This window comes from Microbacterium sp. BH-3-3-3, from assembly GCF_007679045.1.
GTDB lineage: Bacteria > Actinomycetota > Actinomycetes > Actinomycetales > Microbacteriaceae > Microbacterium > Microbacterium algihabitans.
Genome location: NZ_VEFS01000005.1, coordinates 59,341 through 75,858 on the forward strand (window position 1 = coordinate 59,341; position 16,518 = coordinate 75,858).

A 16,518-nucleotide genomic window follows, 5' to 3' on the forward strand; every position below is an offset into this window, starting at 1 on the left:
AACGGCCCCCACCCGCGAGGGTGAGGGCCGTTCCGGTGTCGGGCGTCAGACGGTGCGACGCTTGCGCAGGGCGAAGGCGAGACCGCCCGCGACCACGAGGAAGCCACCCGCGAGGGCGATGCCCCATGGGGCCTCGACGCCGGTGTTGGCGAGTCCGCCGCCGGGGGTGCCCGCCGGCTGACCGGGCTGGGCGCCGGGCTGACCGGGCTGGGCGCCGGGCTGACCGGGCTGCGTGCCGGGGTCGCCGGGCTGCTCGCCGGGCTGACCCGGCTCACCGGGCGCGGGCGTCCCACCCGTCGACAGCATCGCGCGGCCGAGCGGAGCGGGGTCGACCACGGGGGTCGCCTCGAAGTACGCCAGGGTCGCGTCGAGGTCGATCTGACCCGTGTCGGTGCGGTCGGTGCCGGCGGCGAAGGTCGGGAAGCCGTCTCCGCCGTTGGCGAGGAACGAGTTCGTCACGACCGTGAACGTGTCGGTGTCGGCGATCGGCTGGCCCTGGTAGGCCATCGAGACGACCGAGCCGACGCGCGGGTTCGCGGCGTCCTGCACGTACTCGTAGGTGAAGCCGTCCGAGACGCCGAGGTGCAGCTTCGGGCGGTCGCCCTCGGCCTTCCACTGCTCGTTCAGGATCTCGCGGATCTGCTCACCCGTGAGGGTCACCGTCACCAGGGTGTTGGCGAAGGGCTGCACGAGAGCGGCCTCCTTGTAGGTCACCACCCCGTCGTCGCCCTTCAGCAGGTCGGCGCGGAGGCCGCCCGGGTTCATCAGCGCGATCTGCGCCGTGGTGCCGGCGTAGGCGGGGTTCTGCGAGGTCGCCCACAGGTAGACGTCGGCGACCCAGTTGCCCATCGACGACTCGACGCCGCGGTCGGAGCCCGAGGGGGTGCCACCGCGCAGGATATCGCCGCTGATCTCGCCGACCGGCTTCGCTCCGATCACGTCGGCCTGTGCGACGTACTCGGCGACCTTGGCCTCGATCGCGGCATCCGGAGCGAACGCTCCCGCGAGGGGGAACGTCGTGCCCGAGACGGATGCCAGGGAGTCGGTGCGGGTGTTCCAGCTCAGCGACAGCTGGCCCATGGCCTTGCCGTACTCCGAGGCCTGGATCACCGGTCGGGTGCGGTCGGTGCCGGCGACCGGCACGTCGCAGGCGTAGGTCTGGTGCGTGTGCGCCGAGACGATCGCGTCGATCTCGGGCGAGGCGTTCACGGCCAGCTTGCCGAATCCGGCCTGGTCGGCCTCGAGCGCGGCGCAGTCGTTCGACGAGGCGGCACCCGAGTGGGTGAGCAGCACGATGACGTCGGCGAGGTCGCCGGCCGTGATCTCGTCGGCCACGCGGTTCGCGGCCTCGAGCTGGTCGCCGAACTCGAGGTCGGCGATGCCTGCCGGGTCGACCATGGTCGCGGTGTCGGGGGTCACGGTGCCGATGAAGGCCACACGCACGCCGTCGACGTCTTTGATCGCGTACTCGTCGAGGACGGGCTCCTTCGTGCCCTTCTTGTAGACGTTCGCGCCGAGGCCGAACTCGCCGCCGCCGTACTCGGGGAGCACGCGATCGGTCAGGTCGGCGAAGCCGCGGTCGAACTCGTGGTTGCCGACGGCCGAGACGTCGAGGCCCAAGGCCGTCAGCGTGTCGATCGTGGGGGAGTCGTCCTGGATGAGCGAGGTGAACGTCGACGCGCCGATGTTGTCACCGGCCGAGACGAACAGCGTGTTCGGGTTCGCGGCCTCCTTCGCCTTCACGGCGCCGGCGATGACGGCAGCGCCGGCCTCGCCCTGTGATCCCGCCTCGAGGCGGCCGTGGAAGTCGTTGATCGTGAGGATGTCGATGTTCTTCACGTTCGGGTTCTCGACGGAGAAGACCGTCGTGGTGCCCGAGACCTCGTTGCCGACGGCCACGAGCGGGCGACCGGTGGGCGAGTTCTCGGCGGCGATGAACTCGACGCCCTCGGGGCCGAGGTCGCCGGCCTTGGCCAGCAGCTCGCGGTCGGCGGTCTCGTCGCCCGTCAGCTGGTCTTCGACCGAGATCGAGAAGTCGCGGTTGTTCACGTAGCCCGCGTAGGTCGCATCGGAGGGGTCGGTGATGTCGTAGGTCATCACGCCGCCGACGCGCTCGAGGCCGATGAAGGCGTAGGTGCGTCCGTCGACCTGGCCGATGGCGAGGTTCTCGGGCTCGGGGCCCTTGTCGTCGCTGCGGCCCTCGAAGTTCGAGGCGGAGTGGTTCGAGTTGAAGAACTCGGGGTTGGCGTCGTGCGTGATGCGCTCGAAGTCGGAGCCGGAGTCGAAGACCTGCTCGCCGTCGGTGGTCCACACCGAGAAGCCGCGGCCGCCGAACGTGTACAGCTCGGAGTAGCAGGTGCCGTCGGCGTTCAGGCCCATGTCGGTGGCGACGTTGAGGCGACCCAGGTCGGCGTCGTCGAGCGAACCCGCGAGTGGGCTGTCGGCGCAGACGGGGGCGAGGCCGTCGTCGCCGAGGTCTTTCACGCGAGCGGTGTCGTTGAAGTCGCCCCACTCGCGGCCGTCGCCCTCGTTGGCGGTGACGAGGTAGGTCTCGCCGTTCGCCTCGTAGGCCTGGATGCCGTCGGGCATGTACATGCCGAACAGCCCGGGATAGCTCTTCTCGGTGTAGGTGGGGGCGTCCTCGGGGTCGCGGTCGCTGGCGTCGAGCGTCTGCACGCCGTAGTCCTTGAACCCCAGGGGGCGGATGCCGGTGACCTCGGCCGACGCGAGGTCGACGACCGCGATGGCATTGGCTTCCTGCAGGGCGACGTAGGCGGTGGAACCGGCGATCGTCACGAACTCGGGCTCGAGGTTGCGGCTGACGCGGTTCGCGGCGAGCGGGGTGCTGCCCTGGTCGGGGGCGGCGACGTCGGGGCCGAAGACGCGGACGGCGGGGTCGAGGGTCTTCGATCCGCCCTGCTCGAACGCGGCGAATCCGGCGGTGCGCACGGCGTCCTGCGTCGGGGCCGCCTTGGCGGTGGGGAGCGACACCACGCCGACCGAACCCTCGGGGTCCACCGAGAAGTCGTCGGCGGGCTCCGCCTCGTTGGCGACGACCGCGGAGGTGCCGTCGTCGGAGATCGTCACCATGTCGGGCAGAGCGCCCACGGTGACCTCTCCGAGGATCGTCGGCTCCGCGGCATCCGCGTCGAAGAACACCAGGCGACCGGGCGCGGTCTTGTCGACGTCTTCGAGCGCGATGACGCCGAGGCCGTCGGCGCGGACGGCGAGGGAGTTGGCGACGCCGGTGCCGGTGATCGAGTACAGCTTCGTCGGGGCCGCGGGGTTGCCGTTGTCGAGCACGTCGACGGCGCCGGCCTGCGCGTTGACGACGAACAGACGGTTCTTGTAGGCGTGCACGATCTCGGCGGCCGACTGGTCGAACACCCCGGTCTCGTAGCTGCCGAGCGGGCGCAGGCTCACCGCGCTGTCGGCGGGAGCGTCGCGGACCGGGTCGGGGACGATGGCGGCGGATGCCGCGGAGGCACTCGATAGCGCGAGTGCGCACACGGCCGCCGTGGTCGCGGTGAACGCGACCGCACGGCGGAGGAAAGGCGAAGGCATGCTGTGTCCTCGGGTACGGGGAGAGGGCGATGCGCGGTGTGGCGGGAGCGCACCGATCCGCGGCGGAAGGCGCGGACGCTGCGATCCTCGCGGGGCTCGGTGACCCATCGGTGAACGAGGGGCGAACGCCTCCCCCTCCGGTGCGGCGCAAGCCCGTCCCGCCGTCGGTGGGCGGGTCTACCCTGACCGCATGACGACAGCGAACGGGGCTCACGCCGACGAGCCGCACCGCCAGGGACTCTCCCAACGACTCAACTGGCTCCGCGCCGGGGTGCTCGGCGCCAACGACGGCATCGTCTCGACCGCCGCGGTCGTGGTCGGCGTCGCGGGCGCCACGAGTGACACCGGTCCGGTGCTCATCGCGGGCCTCGCCGCCCTCGTCGGTGGCGCCATCTCGATGGCGCTCGGCGAGTACGTCTCGGTCTCGAGCCAGCGCGACAGCGAGCGCGCCCTCATCCAGAAGGAGAAGCGCGAGCTCGCCGAAGATCCCGAGGCCGAACTCGCCGAGCTCGTGGGCATGTACGAGGCCCAGGGGCTGTCGCGCGACACCGCGACGCGCGTCGCGGACGAGCTCACGGCATCCGACGCCCTCAAGGCCCACCTCTCGGTCGAGCTCAACATCGACGCCGAAGACGTGGTGAGCCCGTGGGCCGCGGCCTTCGCCTCGGCGGTCGCCTTCACGATCGGTGCCCTGCTGCCGCTCGCGACGATCCTGCTCGCGCCGGTCGAGATCCGCGTGCCGCTCACCTTCGTCGCGGTGCTCATCGCGCTCGCGATCACGGGGTACGTCGCCGCCGTGCTCGGCGGTGCGCGGCGCGGACGCGCGGTGCTGCGCACCGTGATCGGCGGGGCGCTCGCACTCGCCGCGACCTACGCGGTCGGTGCGTTGTTCGGGGTCTCCGCCTCGTAGTCGGTACCTCTATCAATTAGTAGGACGTCCAGCTAATCTGAGGGGAGCGACGACGCCGTCGCCTTCCGAAGGAGAGCCGCATGGACACCACCCCTGCTCCCGCGCTCGACGCCCCGTCGACCGGCACCCTGAGTTCCGACGAGCGCGACGCCATCCTCGACGCCGTGCGCGACTTCGCCGCGACCGAGTTCGCCCCGCACACCCTCGAATGGGATGCCGAGAAGCACTTCCCCCGCGACGTGCTGCGCCGCGCGGGGGAGCTGGGTCTCGGCGGCGTCTACGTCAATGACGACGTGGGCGGCGCCGGGTTGTCGCGCGCCGACGCGGTGGCGATCTTCGAGGAGCTCGCCTACGGTGATCCGACGGTGACGGCCTACATCACGATCCACAACATGGTGGCGTGGATGATCGACACCTACGGCACCTCCGCCCAGCGCGAGCGGTGGCTGCCGTCACTCGTGGCTATGGACGATCTCGGCGCGTATTGCCTCACCGAACCGGGCGCCGGATCGGACGCCGCGGCCATCACCACCTCGGCCATCCGGCACGGCGACACCTACGTGCTGACGGGGGTCAAGCAGTTCATCTCGGGCGCCGGCGAGGCGTCGGTCTACGTCGTCATGGCCCGCACGGGGGAGCCCGGAGCGCGCGGCATCAGCGCCTTCATCGTGCCCGCCGACTCCGAAGGGCTGTCGTTCGGACCGAACGAGAAGAAGATGGGCTGGAACGCTCAGCCCACTCGCGCCGTGATCCTCGACGAGGTGCGCGTACCCGCCGAGAACCTGCTCGGCGGCGAGGGTCGCGGCTTCTCGATCGCGATGAACGCCCTCAACGGCGGCCGCCTCAACATCGCCACGTGCTCGATCGGCGGGGCGCGCTGGGCGCTCGACCGTGCGATCTCGTACGTGCACGAGCGCTTCACCTTCGGCGAGGCCCTCGCCGAGAAGCAGTCGGTCGTGTTCGCGGTGGCCGACATGGCGACCGAGCTCGAAGTCGCGCGCCTGCTCGTGCGCGATGCGGCGACCGCGCTCGATGCGAAGACTCCGGATGCCGCGACCCGGTGCGCCATGGCGAAGAGGTTCGCGACCGACGTGGGCTTCCGCGTCGCCAACGAATCGCTTCAGCTGCACGGCGGCTACGGCTATCTGCAGGACTACGGCATCGAGAAGGTCGTGCGCGATCTGCGCGTGCACCAGATCCTCGAGGGGACCAACGAGATCATGCGGCTCATCGTGGGCCGCAGCGTCCTCGCGGCGTGAGGGGGCCCTTATTCCGTTTGGGGCGGATTCCGTCGCTTGGGGCGTGAATTCCCCGCCCCGAACGACAGGATCCGCCCCGAACCGGGCCGACGCCGCCGCGAAGAGCGCTGCCGCCGACGCCGTGCGGCAAGACCCTCGATCGATGTCGGTGGGGCGTGCGAGCATTCGAGGGCGGGAGAAGCCGCTGCGACCATCACTCGAGACGACGGGAGTCACCATGACCGAACCGGATGCCGGATACGAGACGATCCGCGTCGAGCAGCGAGGCCGCGTGGGGTGGATCTTCCTCGACCGGCCCGAGGCGCTGAACGCGCTGAACACGCAGTCGATGCGCGACGTCGTCGCGGCTGCCGAAGCCTTCGACGTCGACGAGGGTGTCGGGGCGATCGTGGTGACGGGGAGCGAGAAGGCCTTCGCCGCGGGCGCCGACATCAAAGAGATGGAGCAGAAGTCGGGTCTCGACATGATGCTCACCGACCACTTCGGCGCGTGGGCGCGCTTCGCGGCCGTGCGCACCCCCGTGATCGCGGCGGTGTCGGGCTACGCCCTGGGCGGAGGATGCGAGCTCGCCCTCATGTGCGACGTCATCCTGGCCTCGGATCGCGCGAAGTTCGGCCAGCCCGAGGTGCAGCTGGGCGTCATCCCGGGAATGGGCGGCACGCAGCGTCTCGTGCGGGCGCTCGGCTATTACAAGGCGGCCGAGCTCGTGCTGACCGGCCGCATGATCGACGCCGCCGAGGCCGAGCGCGCGGGACTCGTCTCGCGCATCGTGCCCGCGGCCGAGCTGCTCGACGAGGCCGAGAAGGTCGCGCAGACGATCGCCGAGAAGCCGCTACCCGCCCTGTACGCGGCGAAGGCGGCCCTCGACGTCGCGCTGGAGTCGACCCTCGCCGAGGGCGTGCGGTTCGAGCGTCAGGCCTTCGCGGCCCTGTTCGACACGGCCGATCAGAAAGAGGGGATGGCGGCGTTCCGCGAGAAGCGCGCGCCGTCGTTCACGCACCGATGAGTGCTCAGAGCGGGTCGGGCACCGGGGCGGGGTCGGCGAAGTCGCCCGCACCCTTGCGGAAGCGCGCGATGATCCGCACGAGCGCCCTCGCATCGTCGTCGTCGAGGCCGAGGTCGGCGAACACGGCGTTGAGCGCGTCGGTGGCTTCGTCGACTCGGCGTCGGCCGGCGTCGGTTAGCGCGAGCAACGCCGCGCGGCCGTCGGTCGGATGCGGCTCGCGCGTCACGTACCCGTCGCGTGCGAGGCGCTCGACCGTGTTGGTCACGCTCGTCGGGTGCACCTGCAGGCGCGCGATGGCGCTGGCCATCGGCATCCGCCCCTCGCGCGTGAAGGCGAGCAGCCGCAGCATCTCGAAGCGCGAGAACGACAGGTCGAAGGGCTTGAGCGCGCGGTCGATCGCCGCCATCAGCAGCTGGTGCGCGCGGATCACCGAGGTCACCACGGTCATGCCATCGGCGGCGTCGTCCCACCCGTGCGCGAGCCACTGGCGCTTCGCCTCGGCGATCGGGTCGACAGGCAGTCGTCGCGTCATCGGTCCTCCTCGCGTTTCACGGTACCGCTCGGGCGGGTCGGGGACCTCACGTGAGCGGTGGCTGAGCCTCTCGAAGCCCCCGGTCCCTTCGACAGGCTCAGGGACCTTGCTTTCGCGGCGGGGCCTGTCCGGACTCTCGCGCCCGGTCCCGGTCCCTTCGACAGGCTCAGGGACCTTGCTTTCGCGGCGGGGCCTGTCCGGACTCTCGCGCCTGGTCCCGGTCCCTTCGACAGGCTCAGGGACCTGGGGTTCGCGCCTCGCACTCACACGCTGCCGCGATGCAGCGGCATCCGCCCTCTCTCCGAAGGAGCCCCGTCGATGAAGATCGTGGTCCTGATCAAAGAAGTGCCCGACACCTGGGGCGAGCGTCGGCTCGACCTCGAGACCGGGCTCACCGACCGCGCGGGAGCGGCGGCCGTGCTCGACGAGATCGGCGAGCGGGCCGTCGAGGCTGCCCTCGCATATGCCGACGCGCACGCGGGCACCGAGGTCGTCGTCGTGGCCATGGCGCCCGCCTCGGCCACGGCGACCGTGCGCAAGGCCCTCGCGATGGGGGCGACCTCGGCCGTGCACGTGGTCGACGACTCCCTGCGCGGGGCCGACCTCGTGCTCACCGCCGAGGTGCTGGCCGCGGCGATCCGGCGCACCGGTTTCGACCTGGTGATCGCGGGCAACCTGTCGACCGACGGGGGAGGGGGCGTGCTGCCGGCGATGGTCGCCGAGCTGCTGGCAGTACCGCAGCTCACGGCCCTGTCGCGCCTCGAGGTGTCGGACGACGCCGTCTCCGGCGACCGCGTGAGCGACGCGGGCACCATGCGGGTCTCGGCGGCGCTGCCGGCCGTGGTGTCGATCACCGAGGCGATGCCCGAGGGGCGGTTCACGACCTTCAAGGGGATCATGGCGGCCAAGAAGAAGCCGTACGAGACCGTGGATGCCGCCGAACTCGGCGTCGAGGTCGAGGATCCCGCCGTCGCGCGGTACATCATGCTGTCCGTCGACGAGAGGCCACCGCGCGCGGGCGGCACGAAGATCGTCGACGAGGGCGATGCGGGCGAGAAGCTCGCAGCCTTCCTCATGTCCGAGGGGGTGGCGTGATGACCGCGGCCCTCGTGCTGCTCGAGGTGCTGCCCGGCGGGGCGTTGGCCGCCTCCGCCCCCGGCCTGCTCGCCGCCGCCGCGACCGTCGGAGACCCCGTCGCTCTGATCGCCTCCACGGCCGATGTGCTCGAACGGGCGTCTGCCGAGGCGGCGGAGCTCGGCGCGACGCGCGTGCTCACGGCCGTCACCGATGCCGATGCCCTGACCGGTCCGGTCGTCGACGCGCTCGCCGCGGCGGTCGCGAAGGAGAGCCCCGACCTCGTGCTCGCGTCGCACGCGGTCGAGTCGCGCGACGCGCTCGCGCGACTGGCCGCACGCCTGCGCATGCCCCTCGCGACAGACGTCGTGGGCGTCGGCCGCGACGACCTCGGCGTGGTCGCCCATCACGCGGCGTTCGGCGGCGCCTTCACCGTCGACGGGGCACCCACCTTCGGCCCCCTCGCGGCGACGCTCCGCCCCGGATCCGTCGAAGAGCGTCTCGATGCGCGACCGCTCGTCGTCGAGAGCCTCGAGGTCGCGGCATCCGGAACCCCCCACGCCCGCGTCGAAGGGTTCGCCGAGACCGCTGTCGCCTCGTCGCGTCCCGAACTGCGCGGGGCCGCGGCGGTCGTCGCCGGCGGTCGCGGAGTGGGCTCGCGCGAAGACTTCGCCCTCGTCGAGCAGCTCGCCGATGCCCTCGGTGCGGCCGTCGGCGCCTCGCGGGCCGCGGTCGACGCGGGGTACGTGCCGGCCGCCGCGCAGGTCGGACAGACCGGGGTGACGGTGTCGCCGCGGCTGTACGTGGCGCTCGGCATCTCGGGGGCGATTCAGCACCGCGCGGGCATGCAGACCGCGCGCACGATCGTCGCGATCGACAAGAACCCGGAAGCCCCCATCTTCGAGATCGCCGACTTCGGTATCGTCGGAGATCTGTTCACCGTCGTCCCGCAGCTCCTCAGCGCGCTGAACGCCCACAAGAAGTAATCCCGAGAGTAGATGGCGTCCACACCCCGCACCCCGCGACGCGGGCTGCCGCGCACCCCCGGCGGGGAGCCCTGGCCGCCCGCGGCCTCGAGCGTGCCCGGAGCGGGTGACGCCGACGGCGCGGACGCTGCTCTGGCCGCAACGGATTCGGACCCGCGCGACGGATCCGGATCCGAGACGCCCGGGGATCGGCGTCCGGTGCACCCGTCCGGCTCTGTGGCGCCCGCGTCCGCGCCGACCCCTCCTGCCTCGCCCGAGGCCGAGACGTCGCCCGCTTCCGTGTCGCCTGAGGCCGAGGTACCGACCGCTCCCGCGCCGGCCGCGGCGGGCGGTGTGCGTCGCGGAATGCCGCGCGAGCCCGGCGGGGAGCCGTGGCCGTCGGCATCCGCCGTTCCGTCCTCCACTGTACGTCCTGGTGCCGCAGCAGAACCGGGGAACCGCCCCGGGACCGGATCGGCCGAGCCCGCGCGCCCGGTCTCGGTGGGTGGATCCGACCCGGGTGCGGATGCCGGGAACCCGGCGCCCTCGACGGCGAGCGGTTCCGGCGCCGAGGCCCCGACGGTGAGCGTTTCCGGCCCAGGATCGGATGCCGCGACCCCCGCGGGCGAGGAAGCGGCCGGCATGCGTCGGGGACTCCCGCGCGAGCCCGGCGGGGAGCCCTGGCCGCCGGCATCCGCCGTTCCGCCCTCGATCCAGCACCCCGACACCGCCCGAGAAGCGCAGAATCGCGGCGCGCTCGGAGAGGTCGAGCCCGAGCGTCCGATGTCGGTGGGCGGATCCGATTCCGGTGCGGATGCCGAGACCCCGGCGACCGCGACGGTGAGCGGATCCGATGCGGACCCGGACGCCGTGCCTGCGGCGAGTTCCGACGAGACCGCTCGCGCGACGGCGGCGTTCGCGACCCCGGCCCCGGCCGCAGACGCCCGACCATCGACGCCATCCCCGCGCCCGCCCCTCACCGTTCCGCGAACGGTCTGGCCGGGAGCCGCGGCCCGGAACCGCGCGACGACGCCGGCGCTCACGCAGAAGCGCCCCCCGGGGGCCCCGCCACGTGCGGCAGCAGCAGGTACCCGCCTCGCCGACTTCTCACCCGTGCAGCTGCTGGGCTCGACCGCCGTGCTCGGCGTCTTCGCGCTGGCACTCGTCGGCATCGTCGTGCTCGTCGCGCGCTTCGTGCTCGCGATCGGGCCGGGCCGCGAGTTCCTCGCGGCGTTCCCCGGCGAGTACCACCTGCCCGAGTCGGCGCCGGTCGGGCTCCCGGCCTGGCTGAACTGGTCGCACTTCCTCAACAGCTTCTTCCTGCTGCTGATCATCCGCACCGGCTGGCAGGTGCGCCGCGAGAAGCGCCCGGCCGCGTTCTGGTCGCCGCGCAACAACAAGAAGCGGCGCATCAGCCTGGCGCTGTGGTTCCATCAGGCGCTCGACGTCCTATGGATCGCCAACGGCGTGATCTTCGTCGTGCTGCTATTCGTCACCGGACAGTGGATGCGGATCGTGCCGACCTCGTGGGAGGTCTTCCCCAACGCGCTGTCGGCTGCCCTGCAATACGCCTCACTCGACTGGCCGACCGAGAACGGGTGGGTGAACTACAACAGCCTGCAGCAGCTGTCGTACTTCGCCATCACGTTCGTCGCCGCGCCCCTCGCGATCATCAGCGGCGTGCGTCTGTCGGGGGTGTGGCCCAAGAACGCCGAGAAGCTCGACAGGCTGTATCCGGCCGAGTGGGCGCGCAAGGTCCACTTCCCCACGATGCTCTTCTTCGTCGCGTTCATCGTCGTGCACGTCGCCCTCGTGCTGGCCACCGGGGCGCTGCGAAACCTCAATCACATGTACGCCGCACGCGGCTCGGAAGACCCCGCCGCGTACACGAGCGACCCGACCGGTCTGCTGATCTTCGCGGCCTCGCTCGTGGTGATGGCCGCGGCGTGGGTGGCGGCGCGGCCGGCGGTGCTGGTGCCCATCGCGCGGTTGTTCGGCGACGTCAAGCAGCGCTGAGGCCGGCGCGGGTCGAGACCGCCGCTCCGACGCAGCGAAGGCACGTCAGACGCGTCCGCGCGCCCGCAACCCCGCGGCGATGAGCTCGAGCCCCGAGGCGAAGTCGTCGTCGGCCAGTCCGCCCGCGGCGCCCTCGCGAGCTCCTGCGCTGTCGTACTGCAGGCGCTGCTGCTCGTGCCACACGAAACCGAGCACGTAGTGCAGCACGGTGGTGGCGACCCGGCGGGCGGTCTCGTCGTCGAACCCGTCGGCGACCACGGCCGCCGCGAGTCGGTCGTGCGCCACCGTCGAACCGAGACCCATCGCCAGGGTGCTCGAGACCACTTCGGCGCCGTCGCGGTACGCCAGGAGGGCCTCGCGCAGGGCGCGGGCTTCCGCCACGAGGTCGACGGAGGGGCCGGATGCCATGCGCCCGACGATCCGATCGGAGAGACCGGCGAGCAGTGTCTGCTTGTTCGGGAAGTGCCAGTACAGCGCGCTCGGCTGCACCTCGAGGGCGGCGGCGAGGCGCCGCATCGTCAGGTCGGGGAGCCCGTGCTCGTCGAGGATCCGCAGCGCGGTGAGGGCGACGTCGTCGGCGGAGTGTCCTCGGGGAGCCATGGTGTGAGTATAGTGAACGCCGTTCAGGTGAACACTGTTCAGGAAGGCTCCTCATGACTCGCACCCTCGACGCCACCGACCTCGCCCGCGTCGCCGTCTTCTCCGCTCTCATCGCCGTGCTGGGGTTGCCCGGCAGCTTCCCGGTGTTCGGCGGCGTGCCGATCACGGCGCAGACCCTGGGCGTGATGCTCGCCGGGGCCGTGCTCGGGCCGTGGCTCGGCGCGCTCTCGGTGACCGTGCTGCTGGCGCTCGTCGCCGTGGGGTTGCCGTTGCTCGCCGGCGGCCGCGGCGGGTTCGGCGTCTTCGTCGGGCCGACCGCCGGCTACGCGCTGGGGTGGATCCTGGGTGCCGCGGTCATCGGTCTCGTCGTGCACGCGGGCGCTCGTCGCCCGGTCGTCTGGCGCACGGCGCTGGCCATGATCGTCGGGGGCGTGCTGGCGATCTACGCGATCGGCATCCCGGTGCAGAGTCTCGTCACGCGCCTGCCGCTCGGTGAGACGGCGCTGTCGAGCCTCGTGTTCGTGCCGGGCGACCTGCTCAAGGCCGCCGTCGCCACCCTTGTCGTGACGACACTCGTGCGCGCCTACCCGCGCGGATTCCGCCGCACGTGGCGGGTCGCGGCGCCCGATCGGGGTCGGGTCGGCGTCGCGGCGTGAGCGTGATCCGCTGCGCGGGGCTGGGCGTCCGCCTCGGCGGGCGCGAGGTGCTGCGCGAGGTGTCGCTCGACCTGTCGGCGCGCACGATCGCCCTGATCGGCGACAACGGCTCGGGCAAGTCGACGCTCGCCCGGGTGCTCGCGGGTCTCGTGCGGCGCACGGAGGGAGACCTGCGCGTGCTCGGGTGCGACCCCGACCGCGATCCCGCCGCGCTCCGCGCGAAGGTCGCGCTGGTGCTCAGCAATCCCGACGCCCAGATCATGATGCCCACCGTCGCCGAAGACGTCGCGCTGTCGTTGCGCGCGGCACGTCTGCCGCGGCGCGAACGTGACGCCCGCGTCGAGGCGGCCCTCGCGCGGTTCGGACTCGACGGACTGGGCGACCGCCCCGCTCAGGATCTGTCGGGTGGACAGAAGCAGTTGCTCGCCCTCTGCGGTGCCTTCGTGCGCGAGCCCGCGCTGGTGATCGCCGACGAGCCGACGGCCGTGCTCGACGGGCGCAACGCGCGCCGCGTCGCCGATCACCTGCTCGCCGACGCCGGACACGCGCTCGTACTGGTCACGCACGACCTCGCCCTGGCCCGACGCTGCGAGAGCGCGGTGCTCATCGCGGACGGCCGGGTCGCGGCATCCGGTGCCTCCTTCGACGTCGTCGACGCCTACGAGGAAGCGCTCGCGTGCTGAGCCTGTACGTCCCCGCGACGGGATGGCTGCACCGGATGCCGGCGGGTCCGAAGCTCGCGATGCTCGCGCTGGTCGCCATGGCGGTCGCGGCGCTGCCGTCGACGTGGGTCACGGCGATGGTGCTGTTGCTGCCGCTCGTCCTGTATGCCGGGAGCGGCATGGGGGTCGGGCGGGGCCTGCGCGCTTTGGCGGAGTCGCTGTCGGGGCTGCGGTGGGTCATCGTCGTCACCGCCGCCGGTCAGCTGATCTTCCTCGGCCTCGAACCCGCGGTTGCGAACACCGGTCGCGTCGTGGCAGCGCTGCTGGTCGTGAATCTCGTGCCGGTGAGCACGCCGGTCCCGGCGCTGCTCGACGCCCTCGAGCGGGGACTCGCTCCTCTCGCGCGGTGCGGTGTCGATCCCGGCCGCGCCGCGCTGCTGCTGACCCTGACGATCACCACGATCCCGTGATCGCGCGGCTCGCCGCCGAGGTGAGCGATGCCCAGCGGGCGCGGGGGCTGCGTCCCTCACCGCGGCGCGGTGCGCTGCCGCTGCTGGTGTCGGCTCTGCGTCACGCCGATGACCTCGGCGAGGGCCTCGCCGCTCGCGGCATCCGCTGAGCTTCCGCGCCCTGGCTGCCCGACGCGGGAGCATGTCCCACTTCTGGCTGCTTCGGAGGGCTCCAGCCAGCCATAACTGGGACACGGTCTGCGCATATCGGGACATGGTCCCGTCGGCCCCGCCCGCGGTGGAGAGGCGCCCGCGGCATCCGCTGAGCTTCCGCGCCCTGGCCGTCCGACGCGGGAGCATGTCCCACTTCTGGCTGCTTCGGAGGGCTCCATCCAGCCATAACGGGGACACGGTCTGCGCATATCGGGACATGGTCCCGTCCGCCCCGCCCGCGGTGGCGAGGCGTCCGGCAGCCCGACGCGCGACGCCAGCCCGACGCGCAAACGTCAGCCCAACGCGCAAACGTCAGCCCGCGACGCCAGCCCGTCGTGCTCAGCCCGCGGCGTCTCGCCCCGCGGCAAACCCCTCGGCGTACGCTTCGTCGGCGCCCTGGCGGAACATGTCGCGCACCGGATCCCGCACGATCGAGCGCGCACCCGGCAGGTCGAGGTCGCCCACGAGGTCGGCGCGCCCGCGCACGATCGCGACGGGGCGCCGCGCGGCCTTGCCCTTGACCAGGTCGGTGGCGGCGGCGATCTCGTCGGCGACGCACGGCAGGGTCACCACGAGGGGGCGGCCCTCGGCATCCGTCGTCCCACGGAGGTCTTCGAACACGTGGACGCCGCCGGCCCCGATCGCGTGATCGGTCTGGCCCTCGCGCCACGCGCGCCCGAGCGTGTCGGTGATGATCACGCCCACGTGCGCCCCGGTCGCGGCGCGCAGTCCGGTCGCAAGGGCGCGGGCCGAGGCGTCGGGGTCGACCGGCAGCAGCAGCACGGTGCCCTCGGGGGTGTTGCTCGCATCGACGCCGGCCGCGGCCGAGACGATGCCGAGCGGATTCTCGACGATGCGCGTCACGTGCCCGGTGGGGGAGGTGCGGGATGCGACGAGGCGCACGGTCTCGCGCGTGATGGCGTCTTCGCGGTCGTCGGCGCGGATGATGCGCCCCTCGGCCTTCGACACGACCTTGCTGGTGACCACGACGATGTCGCCGTCGCGCAGGGGGTCGCCCACGGCATCGAGGATCGCCTGGACGAGGTCATCGCCCGGGGTGATCTCGGGGATGCCGTCGAGGGCCCAGATCTGCAGCACGTCAGCGGACGAAGCGCACCTCGGTGAGCTCCTCACCGAGGAACGGCTCGGTGTGCGAGGCGCCGTCGAGCGTGAATCCGTTGCGCTGGTAGAACCGGTGCGCGCGCGGGTTGTCGTCGGCGACCCAGAGGTACAGTCCTTCGCCCTCTCCGACGGCGGCGTCGAACAGGCGCTGGCCGATCCCGGTGCCGTGGTAGGCGTCGAGCAGGTAGATGAAGTACAGCTCGCGCTCGCGCGGGGCGTCGTCGTCGCGCGCGGGGCCGGAGCCGACGAACCCGACGATCTCGCCGTTCACGAGGGCGGCGTACATGCGGTAGTCCTCGCCCTGAGCGGCCCAGTGGGTCCAGAGCTCGGCCATGCGACGAGGCGACACGGCCTCGAGGGCGGCGGTGCTGATGAGGTGGTCGTAGGTCTCGTGCCAGCAGGTGGCGTGCACGCGGCCCAGGGCCTCGGCATCCACGTCGCGCACCGGACGGACGACGATGTCGGCTCGGATTTCCGCAGTCATGGCGCGACTCTACGCGCGGCATCCGTCCAGGGTGAAATCGACCGCCGGAGCCCGTCTCGTGCGGTACAAGCGGCACTTTGTCAGACGTGCGTGCCAGCATGACCGCCGTGTCGGAACGCCCCCGGTTGACCTCCGTCGAGGCGCGTCTCGACGCCCTCGCGAACCGTCTGCTCGCGACCGCTCCGGACCTGGGTGCCCGAGCGCGTCTGGTCGAGTTCGCCGTCTTCGTGCTCAAGCAGGCGTGGGCGTGCGTGTTCGGCGCCGCGTTCCTGGCCGTGGTGCTCGCGGCGAAGCTCTGGTACCCGGATGACGCGCCGCTGGCGCGCAACGACGCCCTCACGATCGCGGCCGTCCTGATCCAGGTCGTCATGGTGCTCGGACGTCTCGAGACCCTGCGCGAGCTGCGCGTGATCGTCACGTTCCACGTCGTCGGGACGCTGATGGAACTCTTCAAGACCGACGTCGGGTCGTGGATGTACGCGGCCGACGGCGTGCTGCGCCTCGGCGGGGTGCCGCTGTACAGCGGGTTCATGTATGCGGCGGTCGGCAGCTATATGGTGCGCGTGTACCGCCTGTTCGACCTCCGCTTCACGCGTTACCCGCGCAGGTGGATCACGGCGGTCGTCGCCGTGGCGATCTACGCCAACTTCTTCACCCACCACTGGATCGTCGATCTGCGCTGGGTGCTGATCCTCGCCGTCGTCGTGTTGTGGGGTCGCACGATGATGCATCTCCGCTTCTTCCGCGGGCGGTTCCGGATGCCGATCCTCCTGGCCTTCGCGGGGGTGGCGGTGTTCATCTGGCTGGCCGAGAACATCGCGACTTACGCCGGAGCCTGGCTGTACCCGTCGCAGGTCGGGGAGTGGCATCCGGTCGACGTGTCGAAGCTCTCGTCGTGGTTCCTGCTCATGATCGTGTCGGTCGTGCTCGTGACCTGGGTCTACCCGCCGCGGGAACCGCAGAGATCTGTACGGGGCGTGGACCGGGCACTTGTCGACTGAGCACA

General features: G+C 71.7%; 16 protein-coding genes. 11 read left to right on the plus strand and 5 right to left on the minus strand.

Going from position 1 to position 16,518, the window contains the following annotated elements:
- Nucleotides 1-45 precede the first annotated feature (45 nt).
- On the minus strand, nt 46-3,564 hold the full coding sequence (locus FS769_RS13920; protein WP_144834436.1) for a choice-of-anchor I family protein: 3,519 nt from the start codon (nt 3,562-3,564) through the stop codon (nt 46-48).
- A 190-nt stretch (nt 3,565-3,754) separates the two neighbouring features.
- On the opposite strand from FS769_RS13920, the gene FS769_RS13925 reads away from it, so the two are divergent.
- The 3 genes from FS769_RS13925 to FS769_RS13935 all read left to right on the plus strand — a co-directional run bounded on the left by FS769_RS13925 (nt 3,755) and on the right by FS769_RS13935 (nt 6,739).
- Nucleotides 3,755-4,474, plus strand: coding sequence for a VIT family protein (locus FS769_RS13925; RefSeq protein ID WP_144834438.1), 720 nt, complete (start codon nt 3,755-3,757; stop codon nt 4,472-4,474).
- Between the two features lie 80 nt (nt 4,475-4,554).
- Nucleotides 4,555-5,733 (plus strand): acyl-CoA dehydrogenase family protein, encoded by a 1,179-nt coding sequence (locus FS769_RS13930; RefSeq protein WP_144834440.1) that lies wholly within the window; start codon nt 4,555-4,557, stop codon nt 5,731-5,733.
- Between the two features lie 217 nt (nt 5,734-5,950).
- Nucleotides 5,951-6,739 carry an enoyl-CoA hydratase-related protein gene (locus FS769_RS13935; protein ID WP_144834442.1) on the plus strand — a complete coding sequence of 263 codons (789 nt, stop codon included), beginning with the start codon at nt 5,951-5,953 and terminating at the stop codon, nt 6,737-6,739.
- 4 nt (nt 6,740-6,743) lie between these two features.
- On the opposite strand, the gene FS769_RS13940 is transcribed toward FS769_RS13935, so the two are convergent.
- The gene (locus FS769_RS13940) at nt 6,744-7,271 is read right to left on the minus strand and encodes a MarR family winged helix-turn-helix transcriptional regulator (protein ID WP_144834444.1); all 528 of its coding nucleotides are present in this window, start codon (nt 7,269-7,271) and stop codon (nt 6,744-6,746) included.
- Between the two features lie 318 nt (nt 7,272-7,589).
- On the opposite strand from FS769_RS13940, the gene FS769_RS13945 reads away from it, so the two are divergent.
- The 3 genes from FS769_RS13945 to FS769_RS13955 all read left to right on the plus strand — a co-directional run bounded on the left by FS769_RS13945 (nt 7,590) and on the right by FS769_RS13955 (nt 11,326).
- Nucleotides 7,590-8,366, plus strand: coding sequence for an electron transfer flavoprotein subunit beta/FixA family protein (locus FS769_RS13945; protein ID WP_144834446.1), 777 nt, complete (start codon nt 7,590-7,592; stop codon nt 8,364-8,366).
- Nucleotides 8,366-9,331: an electron transfer flavoprotein subunit alpha/FixB family protein gene (locus FS769_RS13950; RefSeq protein WP_144834448.1), complete on the plus strand. Its 966-nt coding sequence runs from the start codon at nt 8,366-8,368 to the stop codon at nt 9,329-9,331. Before FS769_RS13945 ends, FS769_RS13950 begins: the two co-directional genes overlap by 1 nt.
- Nucleotides 9,332-9,892: 561 nt before the next feature.
- Nucleotides 9,893-11,326: a cytochrome b/b6 domain-containing protein gene (locus FS769_RS13955; protein ID WP_260979768.1), complete on the plus strand. Its 1,434-nt coding sequence runs from the start codon at nt 9,893-9,895 to the stop codon at nt 11,324-11,326.
- 45 nt (nt 11,327-11,371) lie between these two features.
- Here the strand turns inward: FS769_RS13955 and FS769_RS13960 are convergent, their stop codons facing one another.
- Nucleotides 11,372-11,926, minus strand: coding sequence for a TetR/AcrR family transcriptional regulator C-terminal domain-containing protein (locus tag FS769_RS13960; protein WP_144834452.1), 555 nt, complete (start codon nt 11,924-11,926; stop codon nt 11,372-11,374).
- A 53-nt stretch (nt 11,927-11,979) separates the two neighbouring features.
- On the opposite strand from FS769_RS13960, the gene FS769_RS13965 reads away from it, so the two are divergent.
- Genes FS769_RS13965 through FS769_RS17200 form a run of 4 tightly spaced genes read left to right on the plus strand, consistent with a single transcriptional unit; the run spans nt 11,980 to nt 13,863 of the window.
- Nucleotides 11,980-12,582, plus strand: coding sequence for a biotin transporter BioY (locus FS769_RS13965; RefSeq protein WP_144834455.1), 603 nt, complete (start codon nt 11,980-11,982; stop codon nt 12,580-12,582).
- On the plus strand, nt 12,579-13,265 hold the full coding sequence (locus FS769_RS13970) for an energy-coupling factor ABC transporter ATP-binding protein (protein WP_144834457.1): 687 nt from the start codon (nt 12,579-12,581) through the stop codon (nt 13,263-13,265). The genes FS769_RS13965 and FS769_RS13970 overlap by 4 nt, the downstream gene beginning before the upstream one ends.
- Nucleotides 13,259-13,714 carry a CbiQ family ECF transporter T component gene (locus FS769_RS13975; protein WP_313959274.1) on the plus strand — a complete coding sequence of 152 codons (456 nt, stop codon included), beginning with the start codon at nt 13,259-13,261 and terminating at the stop codon, nt 13,712-13,714. The genes FS769_RS13970 and FS769_RS13975 overlap by 7 nt, the downstream gene beginning before the upstream one ends.
- Entirely contained in the window at nt 13,711-13,863 is a 153-nt protein-coding gene (locus FS769_RS17200; protein WP_313959275.1) for a hypothetical protein, read from the plus strand. The genes FS769_RS13975 and FS769_RS17200 overlap by 4 nt, the downstream gene beginning before the upstream one ends.
- A gap of 382 nt (nt 13,864-14,245) precedes the next feature.
- Here the strand turns inward: FS769_RS17200 and cofE are convergent, their stop codons facing one another.
- Together cofE and FS769_RS13985 are read right to left on the minus strand one after the other, a co-directional pair.
- Nucleotides 14,246-15,004, minus strand: coding sequence for a coenzyme F420-0:L-glutamate ligase (gene cofE, locus FS769_RS13980; protein WP_144834459.1), 759 nt, complete (start codon nt 15,002-15,004; stop codon nt 14,246-14,248).
- Between the two features lies 1 nt (nt 15,005).
- Complete coding sequence (locus FS769_RS13985; RefSeq protein WP_144834461.1) at nt 15,006-15,512, minus strand: GNAT family N-acetyltransferase; 507 nt, start codon at nt 15,510-15,512, stop codon at nt 15,006-15,008.
- A gap of 98 nt (nt 15,513-15,610) precedes the next feature.
- On the opposite strand from FS769_RS13985, the gene FS769_RS13990 reads away from it, so the two are divergent.
- A complete protein-coding gene (locus tag FS769_RS13990; protein ID WP_144834463.1) occupies nt 15,611-16,513 on the plus strand; it encodes a DUF817 domain-containing protein in 903 nt (300 codons plus the stop codon).
- Nucleotides 16,514-16,518: the final 5 nt, after the last annotated feature.